Raw genomic sequence first — 17,041 nt, forward strand, 5'->3', positions numbered from 1 at the left:
CAAGCTCCCCTCCGAGTTGTCATCCCGGAAAGCGCGCAGCGCTTGTCCGGACCCAGGACAACCGCACCGCGCCAGCCCAGTCTCCTGGGTCCCGGACAGCCTCTGCGAGGCTTCCGGGATGACAACGAGAATGCGGCGCCGCTTCTCAGCGGCAACACCCCGCCTCCCCGCCGATACGCGCCCGAAACACTGCGCCGGTTTCGCGCCCCTCTGCTTATCGGCGTCGATACCCGGGGGTCATCCGCCAGCCACGGCGGCGCTCTAGGCCATGACGGCTCACCCTCACAGGCCGTTCATGTCCCGCAAACTTCTCGCCTCGGCCGCCCTGGCTCCCCTGCTGCTCTGCGCCGGAGGCGCGGCGGCAGAGACCCAGGTGACCAGCAGCTCGCGCACCACGCCGATCGCCACCTCGACGGCCGCGTCCGGGGCCGCCGACGACGTCAAGATCACCAGCGACGGCGCGATCACGCTCAGCGTGTCGGGCGCCATCGCCACGCTCGACAGCGACAACACCCTGACCAACGCCGGAACGCTGTCCAGCGTCGGCGTCTCGGACTCGATCGGTGTGCTGGTGCTGGGCGGCCACGCCGGAACGCTGCTCAACAGCGCCACGATCAGCCTGACCGAGGACTACACCTATACCGACGACGACAGCGACGGCGACTATGACGGCGCGTTCGCCAAGGGTTCGGGCCGCTACGGGATCCGCCTGACCGGGACCGATCCGTTCGTCGGGACCCTCACCAACGACTCGTCGGGCGCGATCACCATCGAGGGCAACGATTCGGCGGGCGTCAGCCTGGAAGCGCCCCTGACCGGCTCGCTGGTCCACAGCGGCTCGATCAGCGTCACCGGCGATCGAAGCTACGGGATCCACACCACCGGGACGATCAGCGGCGGCCTGACCAGCAACGGCTCGATCAGCGTGCTGGGCGGCGGCGGTGTCGGCCTGACGGTGGACGGCGACGTCGGCGGGGCGGTCGTCATCCAGGGCTCGGTCTATTCGACCGGCTACCGCGTCACCTCGCGCTATTCCGACCCGGACGACGAGGCCCTGCTCGACGCCGACGACCTGCTGCAGGGCGGCGGCGGGGTGAAGGTCACGGCCGACGTGGCCGGCGGCGTGCTGCTGGACGCCCCGCCCACCGACACCAACGACGACACCTCCGACGACGAGGACGGCGACGGCACGACCGACAGCAGCGAAGGCACGGCCTCGATCACCGCCTACGGCTCGGCCCCCGCCCTGCTGATCGGCTCGGACACCCGGGCGGTGACCCTGGGCGCGGTCGGGACGGGCGACGACGCCTACGGCCTGGTCATCAAGGGTTCGGTGACGGCCGCAGGGGTCCATGACGGGATCAGCGCCACCGGCCTGCAGCTGGGCGGCGACGCGGGCCTGTCGACGATCGTCACCGGCGGCGTGAAGCTGACCGGCTCGATCTCGGCCAGCGCCTACGAGGGCGACGCCGTGGGCCTGAAGCTGAACGCCGGCGCCGTGGCCGACACCCTGTGGAACACCGGCGCCCTCAGCGCCTCGGTGACCGGCGACACCGCCGTCACCGCCAAGGCCCTGAGCATCGCCTCCGGCGCCGACATGACCAGCGTGACCAACGCCGGGACCCTCAGCGCCACCGTCGCCGGCGAGGGCGGCTCGTCCTACGCCATCATCGACGAGAGCGGCGGCCTGAAGGCCATCACCAACACCGGCACGATCGCGGCCTATGTCTACGCCACCGACGACGACTACGACACCGACGACGACGACACCGACGCCAGCAACGAGACGATCACCGGCGTGGCCACGGCCATCGACGTGTCGAAGAACACGACGGGCGTCACCATCGTCCAGAGCGGCGTCGACGACGGGGATGACGGCGACGACGGCGTGGCCGACACCGATACCGACGGCGACGGTGTGGACGACGGCGACGAGCCGCTGATCCGCGGCAAGGTGCTGTTCGGCTCGGGCGCCGACAGCCTGTCGATCCTGAACGGCGGCCTGATCGGCGACGTCTCGTTCGGGGCCGGCGCCGACCGCCTGACCCTCGACGGCACGGGCTACATGATCGGCGCCTTGACCGACAGCGACGGCCTGCTGGACATCCGGATAGGCAACGGCTCGCTGGGCCTGACCAACACCGAGACCATCAAGGCCACCAGCCTGACCCTGGGGGCCGACAGCACCCTGGTCTTCTCGATCGATCCCACCGCCGGAACCCAGACGAAGCTGGTGGTCGACACCGCGACGATCGAGACGGGCGCGACCCTGGGCCTGAACTTCAAGAGCCTGCTGACCGACCCAACCACCTATACGGTGATCCAGGCCGGCAGCCTGACGGCCGGAACGATCAACCAGGACCTGCTGGGCCACACGGCCTACATGTACGTCGCCAACGCCTATGCCTCGGGCGACGACATCGACATCGACGTGCGGCGGCGCACCGCCTCGGAGGCGTCGATGTCGCGCAGCCAGGCCAGCGCCTATGACGCGGTGTTCGCGGCCCTGTCGAACAACACCGACATCGCCAGCGCCTTCCTTAACCAGAGCACCCACGACGGCTTCTTCAACCTCTACGACCAGATGCTGCCCAGCCAGGGCGAGGGGCTGTTCTCGGCCCTGCAGAGCGTGCAGCAGCAGATCTCGGCGGCCACCGCCCACCGCCCGGACATCGGAGACCGCTACGGGCCCGACAGCGTCTGGCTGCAGGAGATCAACGTCCTGGTCCGCCGCGAGGACGGCGACACCCGGGGCTCCGACACCCAGGCCCTGGGCGTGGTGGCGGGCTACGAGGCGATGGGCGACGCCGGCGGGGCGCTGGGCGTCACCCTGGCGGCGGTCAGCCTGGAAGAGCACGACACCGTCGCCAAGGCCGGCGAGAAGACCACCGCCTCGATGCTGCAGGCCGGCCTCTACTGGCGCCGGTCGGTCGGCGGCTGGCGGTTCAACCTGGGCGGCGGCGTCGGCTACAGCCGCTTCAACGGCGACCGCGGCTTCGTCAGCGAGGACGTCGACGGCGACGGGACGGTCGATGTCAGCCTGACCAACACCGCGGCCTGGAACGGCATGGTCGCCAACGCCTTCGCGGGACTGGCCTACGAGGCCCGGCTCGGCGAGGTCTATCTGCGTCCCGAGGCCCGGCTGGACTATGTCTGGCTGTGGGAAGGCCAGCGCAAGGAGCATGGCGGCGGCTCGGGCTTCGACCTGACCGTGGCCTCGCGCAAGGCCGACAACCTCAGCGGCGACCTCGGCCTGGTGCTGGGCAGGCAGTACGGCAAGGACGTCTGGGTGCGGCCCGAACTGCGGGTCGGCTATCGCCAGACCCTGGCCGGCGCCATGGGCGACACCATCGCCAGCTTCGCGGGCGGAACGCCCTTCACCCTGGCCGCCTCGAGCGAGAAGACCGGCGCGGTCACCCTGGGCTTCGCCATCCGCGCCGGCTCGGCGCTCTCCTACCTGGCCCTGGAAGGCGGGGCCGAGGCCTCGCGCAAGCAGACCAAGTACACCGCGCGACTGACCGGGAGGGCGATGTTCTGACCATGGACAAGCGCATCCTCGTCCTCGACGGCGACCCGGTCGCCCGCCACGACATGACGGGGCTGCTGGCCGGCTATGGCCTGACGACGCTGGAAGCCGGCAGCGCCCGCGAGATGGAGCAGATTCTGCGCGAGACGCAGGTCAACCTGGTGATGCTGGACATGATGCTGCCCGACGCCTCGGGCCTTTCGGTCTGCTCGCGACTGCTCAGCCTGCCCTCCCCGCCGGCCATCATGATGGTCTCCGAGTCCGGCGAGGAATGCGACGTCGTCGTGGGGCTGGAGTTCGGGGCAGACGACTATGTGATCAAGCCCTACCGTCCCCGTGAACTGCTGGCCCGCATCAAGGCGGTGCTGCGCCGCCATGACGACGCCCGCCCCGACGAGCCGGCCCGCGAGCCGCCGACCGTCTATCGCTTCGACGGCTGGCGGCTGAACGTCGCCACCCAGGCGCTGTTCGATCCGCGCGGCCGGCCCGTGCCGCTGTCGACCGCCGAGTTCCTGGTGCTGTGGGCCCTGGTCGCCCGGCCAGGCCGGGTGCTGACCCGCGACGAACTGCGCCAGGGCCCGCCCGACGCCTATGCCCGCCCCGCGCCCCAGCAAGTCAACGTCGCCGTCAGCCGGCTGAGGAGCAAGCTCGACCGCGTCGAGGGCGGCGGCGAGCTGATCCGCACGGTGCGCCATGTGGGCTACATCTTCGCGGCGCGGGTGGAGCGGGTTCAGGAGTGAGCTAACCGCCTCCACGCCATCATCCTCGGACGGGTGTCGCCCGAGACCGACAATTGCTCGCGGTAGCAGTCTGAAGGTTCGGATTGAGCGTCAGTCCTGACCGTGCTCACCGCCGAGAAACGGCGGGAGCTGCTCATGGCGCCGGCGGCGTCCTGACCTCCGCCAAGACTTTTCGGATCGCGGCCACTACGGCCGCTGGCTGGCTGGCCTGAATATAATGGCTGGAGTCCGGCACGCTGATCGCCTCGCCACGGCTCGACCGCGCCGCCAGCGCCCGGTGTCCACGCTTCCAGACCTCCACGACGCTCCGATGCGAGGCCTCCGACTGGCCGGGGGTGGGCTGGAACCTGTCGCGCGTCAGCACCACGACCGGCAGAGCGCCCCAGTCTCGTTGCGGTCCCTTGTCCTCGTCCACGTGGGTGTATTCCGACGCGATCGTCTCCCAACGCTCGGGGCGCTGATAAACGGGCGACATCCGCGCCGCTTCGTCGCGGGTGTAGTAGGGCAGCTTCGCCGCGAAGCAGCCTTGCGGCGCCTCCAGCGTGACCGCGCCCTTGCGCGCCGCGTCGGCGCAGTTCGACCACTTCTGCAACACCTTGACCCGCAATCCGTCGAAGAACGCCTGGTCGCTGACAGACAGGCCCAGGTCGTCCTGCCCCGCGAATCCCGGATCCACCAGCACCAAGCCCGCGACCTCGGCGGGAAACCGCTCGTAGTAGTAGGTCGCGTAACGGCCGCCGATCGAGTGCCCCACCAGGACCACCGGTTTGTGCTCTCCGGCCTTGCGCAACAGGGCGTGCAGATCGTCAGTGACGTTCTGGGGGGAGCGGGCGCGGTCCGAGGCGTCGCTGTAGCCGTACCCCGCGCGGTCGTAGAAGCAGGCGCGGTTGGTCTGGCTGACCTCGGCCTGGATGTATTGCCAGTCGAGGATCGTCCCACCCAGGGCCTGGTCGAACACCAGGGTCGGCGAACCCTTGCCGATGCAGACCATGTTCAGCCGCCGGCCGCCGATGTCGATCAGGCGCTTGTCCAGCATCTTCGAGCTGCCGGCCGACATCACCGGGGTCACCGCCCGGGCCGACGGCAAGGACGGCCACAGACATATCAACGCCAACAGACAGATACGAAGACTGCGCATCACCCCTCCCCCTGAAGCTCCAGCGAAGCCTTGTCAGCGGGAGAGGCGATTCAATGGCGCCTTCAGGGCCATGCCCTTCGCTGCGCATAGAATGACCGACTGGAACGTTCGTTATCCGCGCAGGCGACGGGAATTGCCGGCAGTGGTGCAATCCCCGTCATCCTGGGAGCGAGTCCGAGGATGATGGGCGTTGGGGGCATGGACGGGCGCCTACACCGCGGCCGCCGCATGCGCCGGCCGATAGCCGGCCGCGTCGGTGACGTATTCGGCGTGGCCGTAGCGGGCCAGCAGCTTGCGGACCCGGCGCTCCAGCACGGCGTCGGCCACCTCGCGCAGGCCCGGCGTCCGGCCGGCCGCGCGGAAGATCGCCATACGCGCGGTCACCCCCAGGGCCACGGCCGCGAAGATCAGCCCGTCGGCGGGCCCGACCTCGACGCCCATCCGCGCCGCCGCCGCCCGGTCGCCGTCCATGAAGTGGCGCAGGAAGAAGACCTTGGCGAACCGGCGCTCGATGCGATCGTGCAGGCGGCTGGCCAGCGAGCGGTCCGGCGGCAGGTAGGCGGCCAGGGTGGCGCGGATCAGCGCGCCGCAGGTCTCGTCGTCAAAGCCCTTGCGCAGGGTGGAGTTGCGCGCGGTCATGGCCCGCACGATCCCTTCGGGCGTCTCGGCCAGCAGGTCGCGCGGCAGGCCCAGCAGGAAGCAGCGATAGCGCGCCAGCTCGACCTTGGCCCGCTCCTCGGCCGTGAACCGGCGGCGACCCTGGCGCAGCATCTTGAACGCCATCAGGTAGATCGGGATCAGGCCGGCCGGCATCTGGTCGACCTGGGGGATCGGCACGCCGTAGACCAACACGTCCCAGCGGCCCGAGCGCAGGGCGTTGAACCGGACCATCGAGTGCATCAGCCGCACCATGGCCGCGGCCTTGAACCCCGCGCCGTGGCGCTCCAGCGCGCCGGGCAGCACCGTGGTGGCGAAGAAGGTCGCCGTCTCGTTCACCCGGCGGGCGGCGCTGTCGTCGGTCAGGGTCCCGGTCAGGGCCATCGGCAGGGCCGAGTACTTGTTCAGGAACGTGGCCACGAAGGCGCCGCGGATCGCGAACGGCGCCAGGTGGGCCATGGCGTTGAGGTCCAGCCGCGCCCCCTCGCGCACCAGGTCCATGTCGATCCAGTCGGGCGTGGCCTCCATGTCGGCGATGAAGGCGGCCAGTTCCGGCGGGGCGGCGGCCACGGCCTCGACCCCGTGCTCGCAGGCCGTGGCCAGCATGTCGATCAGCCGGCGAAAGCCGTATCGCGGGATCAGGGCGGCGTAGCCGTCGGCGACGATGTCGCCCAGCATCGTATAGGCCTGGACCCGGTCCAGGTCGTCCTGGGTGACGGTCACGCCCAGCGGCGCGCGGTCGCGCACCACCGCCTTGGACGCGTCCAGCGTGAAGCGCTCGGGCACGGCGTCGAAATCGACGTTTCCGTACAGCGCCGGCAGCAGCGTCTTCTGCGACGCCACCTTGGCGCGGACCTGGTCGATGGAGAGGCTCATCGGCGCTCCTGAAGTTGCGAAATCCGCCACGGCCGGCGGCCCCTGGTGTCAGCGCCAAGGTTATGTAAGCGTCGTTCAGGTTCCTACTCGCCTTCCCACGAGGGGGGCGAGGCGACGGGCGAGGGATGGCAAGTGGCTGAAAGACAACGCAGAACGCCGCGCCAGGCCCGGTCGGAATCGACGATCGACGCGATCCTGGACGCGACCTTTCAACTTCTCGAGGCCGACGGCGTCGACCGGCTGACCACCAATCGCATCGCCGAGCGGGCCGGGGTCAGCATCGGCACCCTCTACCAGTATTTCGCCGGCAAGCAGGCCATCCTGGCCGCCCTGGCCCAGCGCCGCGCCTCCAGCGTGCGCGACGCCATCGCCGAGACGGTGATCGAGCGCCCTGAGATCGGCAGCGTCCGGGCGATCGTCCGGTCCCTGATGAAGGGCGTCGAGGGCTCGCCCGCCACCGGCCAGGTGCTGTTCGACGCCCTGTTCCAGACCGGCAAGGACGGGATGCTGGCGCACCATCACCAGGCCTTCCTGGCCTCGATCGCCGGCAAGGCGCGGCTGGAGATCGCCCTGACCAACGAGTCGGCCTTCGTCCTGACCCACGCCGCGATCGGCCTGCTGCGCGCCGCCGCCGCCGAGCCGGCCCTGGCGCTGGATCCCGCCAAGCTGGAGGACGAGCTGGTGCGGCTGATGGAGGCCTATGTGGCGGCGCTGGCGCTTCGTCCTTCCTCCCCCTCGGGAAAGGGCGCCGATGAAGCCGACGGACCTCGGAACGTCTCGCGCCAACCGCGGACCAGTAATGTTTCCGATTAATACAGTAATGTTTCAAGCCGATACAAATGCGCGATGAAAAAGGCGCCTGAAAAGCTGACAAAACTCCAAGTCGCGACGCTTCACCCATAGCGAAGGTCCAGGCTCCGCCTTATTCTGGATATATGCTGGCCGCCATGATCCAGCCCGCCCCTTCCGAAACCGCCACCGTCCTGCTGGTCGAGGACGACGAGGTGCTGCGCCAGGAGATGGCCGGCTATCTGGCCGGCCAAGGCTACGCCGTGCGTCAGGCCGCCGACGTGCCCGCCGCCCGCGAGGTGCTGGAGACCCGGCCCGTCGACGTGCTGGTGCTGGACGTCAACCTGCCCGGCGAGAACGGCCTGTCGCTGTGCCGCCAGGTGTCGGGAACCGACGGGCCGGCCATCCTGCTGCTCAGCGCCCTGGGCGATCCGGTCGACCGGATCGTCGGACTGGAACTGGGCGCCGACGACTATGTGGTCAAGCCGATCCCGCCCCGCGAGCTGCTGGCCCGGGTCAAGGCCCTGCTGCGCCGCCGGGCCGGGGGCAGGGGGCCGCGCAGCGACGTGCGGCTGTTCGCCGGCTTCCGGCTGGACGCCGCCGCCCGCCAGCTGACCGCGCCCAACGGCGTGCTGCTGCTGCTGACCCCGGGCGAGTTCACCATCCTGTCGACCCTGGCCGACCACGCCCGCTCGGTGGTGTCGCGCGACGAGCTGCTGACCATCATCGCCGGCGAGACGGTCGAGAACCTGGGCCGCCGCGTCGACCTGCACATCAGCCGCCTGCGCCGCAAGATCGAGGCCCAGTCCGAGCAGCCCCTGATCCGCACCTATCGCGGCATGGGCTACATGCTGGACGCCAAGGTGACGCTGGAATGACCCCAGGCGGCCGCCTGTTCAAACGCTGGCCCAGCCCGCCGATCGCCTTCCAGATCCTGGCCCTGCTGCTGGCCGGCCTGGTCGTGGCCCAGACCGTCACCCTGGTCCTGACCGTGCTGCTGCCGCCGGCCCCGGCCATGCACCACAGCCTGGCCGACATCGCCGCCGGCCTGCGCGGCGCCGTGCCCGACAGCGACGCCGACCGTCCCCTGGTCCGAACGATCGAGACCCAGCCGCCCAGCCTGCAGAGCCCCGGCTGGGTGGCCTCCGAACCCGCCAGCGCCGACCTGGCCCGCCTGCTGAACGCGCCGCGCGAGGACGTCCGCCTGCTGTTCTACGCCCCGCCGCCGTTCGCCGGGACCGAGAGCCGCCGTCCGGGCCGCTCGCCGGTGGCCCTGCTGTTCACGAGCTATGCCGAGGCCCAGACCCTGCCGCCGGGCCCGGGGCCGGGCGGCGTCGGCGGCCTGCGCGGCGGCATGGGCCCGATGGGCGGCGCCGGGCCGGGCGGCGTCCAGATCGGCCAGGGCTTTCCGCCCGACGCGGCGATGCGCGCCGCCGCCGGCCAGCGGATCTTCAGCTCCGCATCGCCCGCCGCCGCCGGCCGCTCGGCCGACCCGCTGTTCACCGCCCCGTTCCGCTCGCAGAGGGTAACCCTGCCCCCCTCGCTGCGGGGCGTGGCCCCGCCGGCCCCGCCGCTGGACCCGGTCGCCGACGCCGCCGCCCGCGAGCCGACCCTGAAGCGGCCGCCGCCGCCCCAGCCCCTGGCGGCAACCGCCCCGGTCACCGAACCGGTCCAGACCGCGCCCCATGTCGCCCTCCCCGCGCCCCGGCCGCCTCCGCCCAGACCCGCGCCCGAGCCCGAGGCGACCGCCGGCCGCCCCTTGCCGGCGCCGGCGGCCCGCAGCCTGTTCGGCCTGGCGCCGCCGCCGTTCATCGAGGGCGACTTCGTGGCCGCCCTGCGCATCGGCCCGAACCAGTGGGTGACGCTCCGGCCCGAGCCCGAGGCCTTTCCCAACAGCTGGCAGCGCCGGGTGCTGATGTGGTTCGCCCTGTCCCTGGCGGTGGTCGCACCGCTGGGGTGGATCTTCGCCCGTCGCCTGGCCGCGCCCCTGGCCGGTTTCGCCGCCGCCGCCGAGCAGCTGGGCCGCGACCCCGCCTCGCCGGTGATCGTGGCCGGCGGCCCCGCCGAGATCGGCCGCGCCGCCCGGGCCTTCAACGCCATGCAGGGCCGGCTGAGCCGCTACATCACCGACCGCACCGCGATGATCGGCGCGATCTCGCACGACCTGCGCACGCCCCTGGCCCGCCTGCGCTTCCGCCTGGAGCGGGCCTCGCCCTCGCTGCGCCGCGAAATCGGCCAGGACCTGGACCAGATGGAGGCGATGATCACCTCGGTGCTGGCCTTCATGCGCGAGGACGCCGAGGCCGGCGCCCGCCAGCGGGTCGACCTGCGCTCGCTGCTGGAATGCGTGATCGACGAGGCCGAGGTCACCGGCGCCGACGTGGCCCTGGCGCCGGGCGAACCCGCCGAGGTCGAGGTCTCGGTCCTGGGCCTGCAGCGGGTGTTCGCCAACCTGGTGGACAACGCCGTCAAGTATGGCGACAGCGCCCGCGTTACGCTCCGCCTCGAGGGCGACGAGACGGTGGTCGAGATCCGCGACCGGGGACCGGGCCTGGAGGCCAGCGAGCTGGAACGGGTGTTCACCCCCTTCTACCGCGGCGTCGAGGCCCGCACCTCCAGCAAGCAGGGCGTCGGCCTGGGCCTCAGCTCCGCCCGCTCGATCGTCCGCGCCCACGGCGGCGACATCCGGCTGATGCTGCCGGGCGAGGGCTTGCTGGTGCAGGTGCGCCTGCCGCTGGTCGAGGGGGTCGCGACGGCGCCGCCGGTTCGGTTGCAGGCGGCGGAATAGGCGTCCGGTCAGGACACCGCGACGCCGCAGTACCGGTCGAGGAAGGCCTGGTGTTGCGGCAGGCCGCCCACGGCGCGGGCGATGTTGCCGCTCAGGTCGGCCAGGGCCGCGCGCAACTGCTCGGGCGGCATCAGCCGGCCCATCTGGTGATGGGCGGCCGGCCGCAGCCGCTGGCCCAGCATCACCTGCAGCCAGGAATCGACCTGGAACAGCTCGCCCGGGGCCTGGAAGGCCTGGGCGCTTTCGCGGAACAGGTCGATGCGCTGGGCCAGGCTGTCGGGGATCGCCATGGTCCGGCAGCGGTCCCAGAACGGGCTGTCGGTCCGCTCGGTCAGCTTGTAGTGCAGGATGATGAAGTCGCGGATCTTTTCCAGCTCGTCGACGGCCTGCTGGTTGTAGCGGGCGACCACCGCGTCGCTGACGCCGTGGAACGGGAACAGCTGCATCAGCCGCGTGACCCCGATCATGATCAGGTGGATCGAGGTCGATTCCAGGGGCTCGACGAAGCCGCTGGCCAGGCCCAGGGCCACGCAGTTCTTGGACCAGGTCTTCAGCCGCCGCCCGGTGCGGTAGCGGATCACCCGCGGCTCGATCAGCCGTTCGCCGTCCAGCGCGCCCAGCAGGGTCTCGCGGGCCTGGTCGTCGGACATGTATTGGCTGCAATAGACCAGGCCGTTGCCGACCCGGTGCTGCAGCGGGATCTTCCAGCGCCAGCCGGCCTCGTGGGCGATCGCGCGGGTATAGGGCGCGGCCGGGCCGGTCGAGCGGGTCTGCACGGCCAGGGCGCTGTCGGTCGGCAGCCAGTGGCTCCAGTCCTCGTAGCCGGCCTTCAGGGTCTGCTCGATCAGCAGGCCGCGAAAACCGGTGCAGTCGATGAACAGGTCGCCCTCGACCCGGTCGCCGTTCTCCAGCACCAGGGCCTGGATGAAGCCGGTCTCGGGATGCTGCTGGACCTGGCTGATCTTGCCCTCGATCCGCTTGACGCCCAGGCCCTCGCTCATCCGGCGCAGGAACTGGCCGTACAGCGTCGCGTCCAGGTGATAGGCGTAGTTCAGCTCGGGCCCCTCGCCGACCGAGAACCGGTCGGCCTCGGCCGCCTTCAGTTCGAAACAGTAGTCGCCCAGCTCGCCGCCGAAGCCGGCCGCCTTGGCCTGCAGCCAGAAGTGATGGAAGCTTCCCATCCAGTTCGACTTCCCGACCTGGCCGAACGAGTGGATGTAGCGATCGCCGATCCGGGCCCAGTGCTCGAACGAGATGCCCAGCTTGAAGGTCGCCTGGGTGGCGCGCATGAACGCCGGCTCGTCGACGCCCAACAGGGCGTTGAAGGTGCGGGCCGTGGGAATGGTCGACTCCCCCACCCCGACCGTGCCGATCTCGTCGGACTCGACCAGGCTGATGTCCAGCAGCGGGCCCAGTTGCTTGGCCAGCGCCGCCGCCGCCATCCAGCCCGCCGTCCCGCCCCCGGCGACGACCACCTTCTTCACGACCTGGTCTTGCATGGGAGTCTCCGGTCCGGCGTCAGCGGTTCAGGCGATTGAGCAGATAGGCCCGCAGCCGCCGGGCCTTGCGGTCGTCCATCGGCGCCAGGTCGCCGCGCGCGGCTTCCGGCAAGTGCGCGCCCGCCCGGTCGGCGGGACCGAAGACGTAGTAGTCGAACAGTTTCTTCCAGGCCTGCTTCTCGAAGTCGGGCCGGTCGCGCAGGCTGAGCAGGCCGTGCAGCAGGGTGTTCATGGGCGTATCCATGAAGGTCGGCGCGGCGTTCCACCAGTAGTTCACCAGCACGTTGAACGGGTCCAGAGCCTCGACCTGGTGCCACCACAGGGCCGGATAGACCAGCACGTCGCCGGGTTCGAGGTCGGCCACCTGGGCCGCCGCCAGGGCCTCCCGGAACCGGGGGAAGCGCGCGAAGTCCGGCGCGGCGAAGTCGACCATGCTGACCGCCTGGCCGCCGGGCGTCGGGTCCAGCGGGCCCGGATACAGATTGTCGACCTGGTCGGGCGGGAACAGCGTGAACCGCCGCCGCCCCACCGCGCAGACGGCGATGTTGTTGGACATGTCGTAGTGGGCCGCCGCGACCGTGCGGTTGCCGATCCAGATGCTGGCCAGGGGCGTCTCGTCGCCCAGGGCGGCCCAGTCCAGGCCCAGGTCATTCTCCACGCGCAGGCCCGGCAGATAGGCGTCGATGTCGCTGGAGCCGATGTAGAACGACGGCCCGTCGGGCGCGTCCAGCTGCTGTTCGACACGGTCGAGGAACGCCCGCAGCGGCACGCGCTCGGTCCGGAAGTTCAGGCGCGCGACGCCCTCGTCATAGCCGAACCGCCCCTTGATCTCCGGCGCGCCCGTATAGCCGACGAAGGGCTCGCCGCGATCGTGGGACAGCAGATGGTCCATGGCCGCGCGCGGCGAGGTCAGGCCCGCCCGCACCAGCGGCCAGTCGCGGGCCATGCCGCGAAAGATCGTCGGGCGCTGCTCCGCCAGGATCTCGTCGAACGGGATCTGGCCGGGCGCCATCCCCTCGATCACCGGCGTCTCGCGAGCGATCTCGATCATCGGCGTCCCTCGCTCAAGCCGCCCGGATCCGCTTGCGGTTCTTCAGCTCGACCAGCGTCCCGACATTGCCCAGGGACGACAGCGCCCATTGGGCGGCGGCCAGGAAGCCGCCCTGGTGCAACACCTGCAGCGCCGCGCCGTCCAGGTCGGCGAACCGCGCCTGCGAGATCGTGTAGAGGTCGGGCAGGTCGTACTGGACGTGCTCGTCCAGCTTGATCTCCACGTCGACCGGCTCGATCAGGTCCAGCGCCTCGAACGCCGCGAACATCGCCTTGCCGATCTCAAGCCCGTCATAGATCAGGCCCAGCAGTCGGGCGACGTGCTGGAGATAGGGCGAGTTGCCGCCCGCCGGCAGGAACACCGGCTCGCCCTCGCCCGCCCGGACGCGAGGATGGTCGAGATCGACATGGATCATCGGCTCGCCGTCCCGCTCGCGCAGGGCGATCGAGAACGGTCCGCGCTGCTGGACGGCCGGCACGTAGCGGGCGTTCCAGCCGCTTCGGTGACTTGCGTCGTCGAGGAACAGGTTCTCGTCGCGGTCCAGGCCCAGCAGGGCCACCGCCTGGAACGCCCCCTCGGCGTCCTTGCGGAAGAAGATCGGATATTCGCGCTGGACCGCCTCGAACTCGGTGGGGAAGACCAGCACCTGGTTGATGTTGTCGCCGAACGCGGCGCCGTGCCCCGTGACGACCCGCAGGTCGCCATGGTCGACGTTGTTGAGCAGCACTCTGTTGGTCATGTCCGCCCTCGGCCCAAGCGACGCCCCATCGGTTCGACGCGCGGTCACTCTAGAGAAGAAAGGGCCGCTGCGAACAGCGACCCTTTTCCGGATCCGGACGGGCCCGAAGGCCCGCCGTCGCCGTCATCCCTAGAAGCGGTAGCGCGCCCCGAGCAGGAAGCGACGATCCAGTTCCTGGGCGTACCACAGCTGGTTTTCGTCGCGCGCATAGGTGCGCAGGTTTTCCTTCGTCAGGTTGATGCCTTCCAGCGAGATCGCCAGCTGGGGCGTGACGTCGTAGCTGATGTTGAAATCCAGCTGGGCGAACGGCGCGACGAACACCGGGTTGCGCGAGCCGCCGCGATTGGTGGCCTGCAGGAACTTGTCGCGCCAGTTGTAGGCCAGCCGGGCCGAGATCCCGTTCTTGTCGTAGATCAGGGTGGCGTTGGCCGTGTCGCTCAGGCCCAGCAGGGCGAACTGGTCCTCGCCCGGGTCCGAGGCGATGTCGAAGCCGACGTCGCCGCGCACCAGGGTGTAGGCCCCGGCGATCCCGAAGCCGGTGTCGCCGAAGAAGTGCTGGGCGGCGATTTCGAAGCCGTGGATCTTGCCGGTCTTGTTGTTGATCGGCTGGGCGACCTGGAAGTTGAACAGCGGATCGGCCGCGTTGGGGCTGATGTCGGTGCTGGCCAGAACCTGGTCGACGAAGGCCTGGTTCAGGTCTCCCGAGGGGCCGCGATTGGCCTGGAACACGGCCGTGGCGGCCGCGACCGAGCCCGTGGACTGGATCAGGGACGTCATGGTGAACAGGTTGACGTCGGTCTGGTCGGCCCCGATCGTGGTCAGCGAGGCCTTGGCGTCGCCCGACCGCGTGCCGGGGGCGCCGGAGCTGGCGTCACGCAGGCCGAACAGGGTCTGGGTGAAGGTGCCGGTGCCGACGAAGTTGTTCACGCGCTTCTCGAAGAAGCCGGCCGAAACATAGCTGCTGGGCTTGTAGTACCACTCGACCGAGACGTCGAAGTTGTCCGAGATCAGCGGCTGCAGTTCGGGGTTTCCGCGGGTGCCCAGCGGGATGGCGCCGTTGGCGGTCGGCCGGTTGGGCGCCCCGGCCGAGACCGAGGCGAACAGGTTGCCGTAGTCGGGACGGGCGATCGTGCGGCTGAACGAGAAGCGGCCGACCAGGTCCTTGGCCAGGTCCATCTGGAAGTCCAGGGCCGGCAGCAGGTTGCTGTACTTGTTGCTGCCCGAGACGGGCGAGTAGGTGGTCGTGGTGTCGACGCGGAAGTCGTTGTCGGCCGTCCAGACGATGGCCTGCGGGGTGCGGATCAGCGAGACCGACTTCGACTTGGTCTCTTCGTAGCGCACGCCGGCGACCATGCTGGCGTTGCGGCCCGCCAGTTCGCCCTTCCAGGTCAGCTGGGCGTAGCCGGCCCAGATGTCCTCGTCGACCTTGTTGTTGTCCTGGCCGGTGACGCCCACCGCGTTGCCGCGGGCGACATAGGCTGGCGACAGGGCGTTGTAGAGGTCGATCGCGTCGGCCCGGAAGGCGATCAGGCCCGCGCCGCTCTGCTTGGGATCGAAGCTGTCGAACCGGCAGGCCAGGCAGAACTGCTTGACCAGGCTGCCGGCGTATTGCGACACGTCGCGCGGGTTCGAGATGCCCCAGCTGCCCAGGTCCTGCTGGGTGTTGATGCTGGTCTGGCTCATCTTCGAGGTGCGGTAGTTCAGGCCGAAGTCGAAGCGGCTGCCGTTGTCGTCCAGCTCGTAGGACGCGTCGGCGCGGATCTCCTTGACCTCCTGCTGCTGGCGCTGGGCCGAGGTGCGGGCCACCTGGCTGCCCAGGTCGCCGATGTCGAGCACGCCGTTGCCGTTGCCGCGCGGCAGGGCGTCGTTGATCGTCACCGACTGGATCGGAATCTTGCCGCTGTAGTCCACCGAGTGCGACGAGATGATCGGCGCGCCGATGCTGACCGAGGTCGAGCTGGTGCCGTTCGGCGCGTCGGGGGCGCTGTCGGCCTTGGAGATGTGGCCGTCCACCGAGACCTTGAAGCGGTCGTTGACGTCCCAGACGCCGTTCAGGCCGAACGACTTCAGGGTGTCCTCGTTGGCCCTGTACTGCTGCTCGAAGCCGGTGTCCTTCACCCCGCTGAGGTTCTCCTGCAGGAAGACCGCCGTGGCGACCACGGGATTGTCGTCGAAGGTCACCCGGTCGAACGGCCGGTTGAACCAGTTGGTCTGGTCGTTGCGCCGCTCGTAGGTCTTGTTGCGGGCGTAGAGGGCGTCGGCGGTGATGGTCACGTTCTCGACCGGCCGCCACTGCAGGGTGGCCTGGCCGTTCAGGCGTTCGCGCTGGCCCTGCGAGAAGTGGTAGCGGCTGTCGTTGGGGATCGCCACCAGGGTGTTGGGATTGGACGGCGCGTTGGTGATCTGGGTCGCGCCGCCGTTGCGGACGAAGCCGTTGGCCGGATTGATGAAGTCGGCGTAGGTGCGGATGTTCCAGTCGTTGGAGGTGACGCTGCGGCTGGTGAAGTTGCGCTTCTGGTAGCTGCCGAACAGGGCGACGCCGAACTTCTCGTCCTCGTCGGTCCAGTTCAGCAGGCCCGACACTTCCGGCGTATACTTGGAGGTGTCCTCCAGCTTCTCGTCCATGCTGGTGTCGTAGACGCCCTTGACGCCGATGCTGCCGCTGAGGCCGCTTTCGCGGGCGTCGAACGGGCGGCGGGTCTTGACGTTGATCGCCGCGCCGATGCCGCCCGACGGGATCGCCGCCCGGCCGGTCTTGTAGACCTCCAGGGTCGAGACCCCTTCGGAGGCCAGGTTCGAGAAGTCGAACGAGCGGCTGGTGCCGGCCGCGAAGTCGACCGACTGGTCGCCACCGACGGTGGAGACGTTGGCTGTCGGCATCGTGCGGCCGTTGACGGTCACCAGGTTGAAGCCGCCGCCGAAGCCGCGGACCGTGACCTGCGAGCCTTCGCCATTGCTGCGGTCGATCGACACCCCGGTGATGCGCTGCAGCGATTCCGCCAGGTTGGTGTCGGGGAACTTGCCGATGTCTTCGGCCGAGATCGCGTCGACGACGCCGCTGTTGGTGCGCTTGATCTCGATCGACCGCTCCAGCGAGGCGCGGATGCCGGTGACGACGATCTCGTCGACCGTGCTGCTTTCGTTGTTGCTCTGGGCCCGGGCCTGGCCGGCGGCGAAGATCGCCACGGACAGCGCCAGCAAGGACGCAGAGGTGTTCAGGCGACGGTGTCGCTTCATG

Annotated in this window: 11 protein-coding genes; 5 read left to right on the forward strand and 6 right to left on the reverse strand. The window is 70.0% G+C overall.

Annotated elements, in window-relative coordinates; translation table 11 throughout:
- The first annotated feature begins 295 nt into the window (after window positions 1–295).
- Together AC07NX_RS02510 and AC07NX_RS02515 are read left to right on the forward strand one after the other, a co-directional pair.
- Window positions 296–3,538, forward strand: coding sequence for an autotransporter outer membrane beta-barrel domain-containing protein (locus tag AC07NX_RS02510; protein WP_494638815.1), 3,243 nt, complete (start codon window positions 296–298; stop codon window positions 3,536–3,538).
- A gap of 2 nt (window positions 3,539–3,540) precedes the next feature.
- The gene (locus AC07NX_RS02515) at window positions 3,541–4,266 is read left to right on the forward strand and encodes a response regulator (RefSeq protein ID WP_494638817.1); all 726 of its coding nucleotides are present in this window, start codon (window positions 3,541–3,543) and stop codon (window positions 4,264–4,266) included.
- Between the two features lie 133 nt (window positions 4,267–4,399).
- On the opposite strand, the gene AC07NX_RS02520 is transcribed toward AC07NX_RS02515, so the two are convergent.
- Complete coding sequence (locus AC07NX_RS02520; protein ID WP_494638818.1) at window positions 4,400–5,404, reverse strand: alpha/beta fold hydrolase; 1,005 nt, start codon at window positions 5,402–5,404, stop codon at window positions 4,400–4,402.
- A gap of 210 nt (window positions 5,405–5,614) precedes the next feature.
- Window positions 5,615–6,937 carry an oxygenase MpaB family protein gene (locus AC07NX_RS02525; RefSeq protein WP_494638820.1) on the reverse strand — a complete coding sequence of 441 codons (1,323 nt, stop codon included), beginning with the start codon at window positions 6,935–6,937 and terminating at the stop codon, window positions 5,615–5,617.
- Window positions 6,938–7,069: 132 nt separating this feature from the next.
- Here AC07NX_RS02525 and AC07NX_RS02530 point away from each other — a divergent pair, with 132 nt between their 5' ends.
- From AC07NX_RS02530 to AC07NX_RS02540, 3 genes are all read left to right on the forward strand, one after another.
- Window positions 7,070–7,750, forward strand: a complete 681-nt coding sequence (locus tag AC07NX_RS02530; RefSeq protein ID WP_494638822.1) for a TetR/AcrR family transcriptional regulator — start codon at window positions 7,070–7,072, stop codon at window positions 7,748–7,750.
- A gap of 134 nt (window positions 7,751–7,884) precedes the next feature.
- On the forward strand, window positions 7,885–8,604 hold the full coding sequence (locus AC07NX_RS02535; protein WP_494638824.1) for a response regulator: 720 nt from the start codon (window positions 7,885–7,887) through the stop codon (window positions 8,602–8,604).
- Window positions 8,601–10,514: a sensor histidine kinase gene (locus AC07NX_RS02540; protein WP_494638826.1), complete on the forward strand. Its 1,914-nt coding sequence runs from the start codon at window positions 8,601–8,603 to the stop codon at window positions 10,512–10,514. Before AC07NX_RS02535 ends, AC07NX_RS02540 begins: the two co-directional genes overlap by 4 nt.
- 8 nt (window positions 10,515–10,522) lie before the next feature.
- On the opposite strand, the gene AC07NX_RS02545 is transcribed toward AC07NX_RS02540, so the two are convergent.
- From AC07NX_RS02545 to AC07NX_RS02560, 4 genes are all read right to left on the reverse strand, one after another.
- Window positions 10,523–12,013 (reverse strand): tryptophan halogenase family protein, encoded by a 1,491-nt coding sequence (locus AC07NX_RS02545; protein ID WP_494638828.1) that lies wholly within the window; start codon window positions 12,011–12,013, stop codon window positions 10,523–10,525.
- A 19-nt stretch (window positions 12,014–12,032) separates the two neighbouring features.
- Window positions 12,033–13,064, reverse strand: a complete 1,032-nt coding sequence (locus tag AC07NX_RS02550; RefSeq protein ID WP_494638830.1) for a cupin-like domain-containing protein — start codon at window positions 13,062–13,064, stop codon at window positions 12,033–12,035.
- Between the two features lie 13 nt (window positions 13,065–13,077).
- Complete coding sequence (locus tag AC07NX_RS02555; RefSeq protein WP_494638832.1) at window positions 13,078–13,803, reverse strand: SapC family protein; 726 nt, start codon at window positions 13,801–13,803, stop codon at window positions 13,078–13,080.
- A 129-nt stretch (window positions 13,804–13,932) separates the two neighbouring features.
- Complete coding sequence (locus AC07NX_RS02560) at window positions 13,933–17,040, reverse strand: TonB-dependent receptor (RefSeq protein WP_494638834.1); 3,108 nt, start codon at window positions 17,038–17,040, stop codon at window positions 13,933–13,935.
- Window position 17,041 lies beyond the last annotated feature (1 nt).

The organism is Caulobacter sp. GW821-FHT09A05 (assembly GCF_059418465.1).

What these genes read in the sequence shown, in the direction of transcription:
- AC07NX_RS02510 (WP_494638815.1), top strand. Translation starts at nt 296, where the DNA reads ATGTCCCGCAAACTTCTCGCCTCGGCCGCCCTGGCTCCCCTGCTGCTC.
- AC07NX_RS02515 (WP_494638817.1), top strand. Translation starts at nt 3,541, where the DNA reads ATGGACAAGCGCATCCTCGTCCTCGACGGCGACCCGGTCGCCCGCCAC.
- AC07NX_RS02520 (WP_494638818.1), bottom strand. Translation starts at nt 5,404, where the DNA reads ATGCGCAGTCTTCGTATCTGTCTGTTGGCGTTGATATGTCTGTGGCCG.
- AC07NX_RS02525 (WP_494638820.1), bottom strand. Translation starts at nt 6,937, where the DNA reads ATGAGCCTCTCCATCGACCAGGTCCGCGCCAAGGTGGCGTCGCAGAAG.
- AC07NX_RS02535 (WP_494638824.1), top strand. Translation starts at nt 7,885, where the DNA reads ATGATCCAGCCCGCCCCTTCCGAAACCGCCACCGTCCTGCTGGTCGAG.
- AC07NX_RS02540 (WP_494638826.1), top strand. Translation starts at nt 8,601, where the DNA reads ATGACCCCAGGCGGCCGCCTGTTCAAACGCTGGCCCAGCCCGCCGATC.
- AC07NX_RS02545 (WP_494638828.1), bottom strand. Translation starts at nt 12,013, where the DNA reads ATGCAAGACCAGGTCGTGAAGAAGGTGGTCGTCGCCGGGGGCGGGACG.
- AC07NX_RS02550 (WP_494638830.1), bottom strand. Translation starts at nt 13,064, where the DNA reads ATGATCGAGATCGCTCGCGAGACGCCGGTGATCGAGGGGATGGCGCCC.
- AC07NX_RS02555 (WP_494638832.1), bottom strand. Translation starts at nt 13,803, where the DNA reads ATGACCAACAGAGTGCTGCTCAACAACGTCGACCATGGCGACCTGCGG.
- AC07NX_RS02560 (WP_494638834.1), bottom strand. Translation starts at nt 17,040, where the DNA reads ATGAAGCGACACCGTCGCCTGAACACCTCTGCGTCCTTGCTGGCGCTG.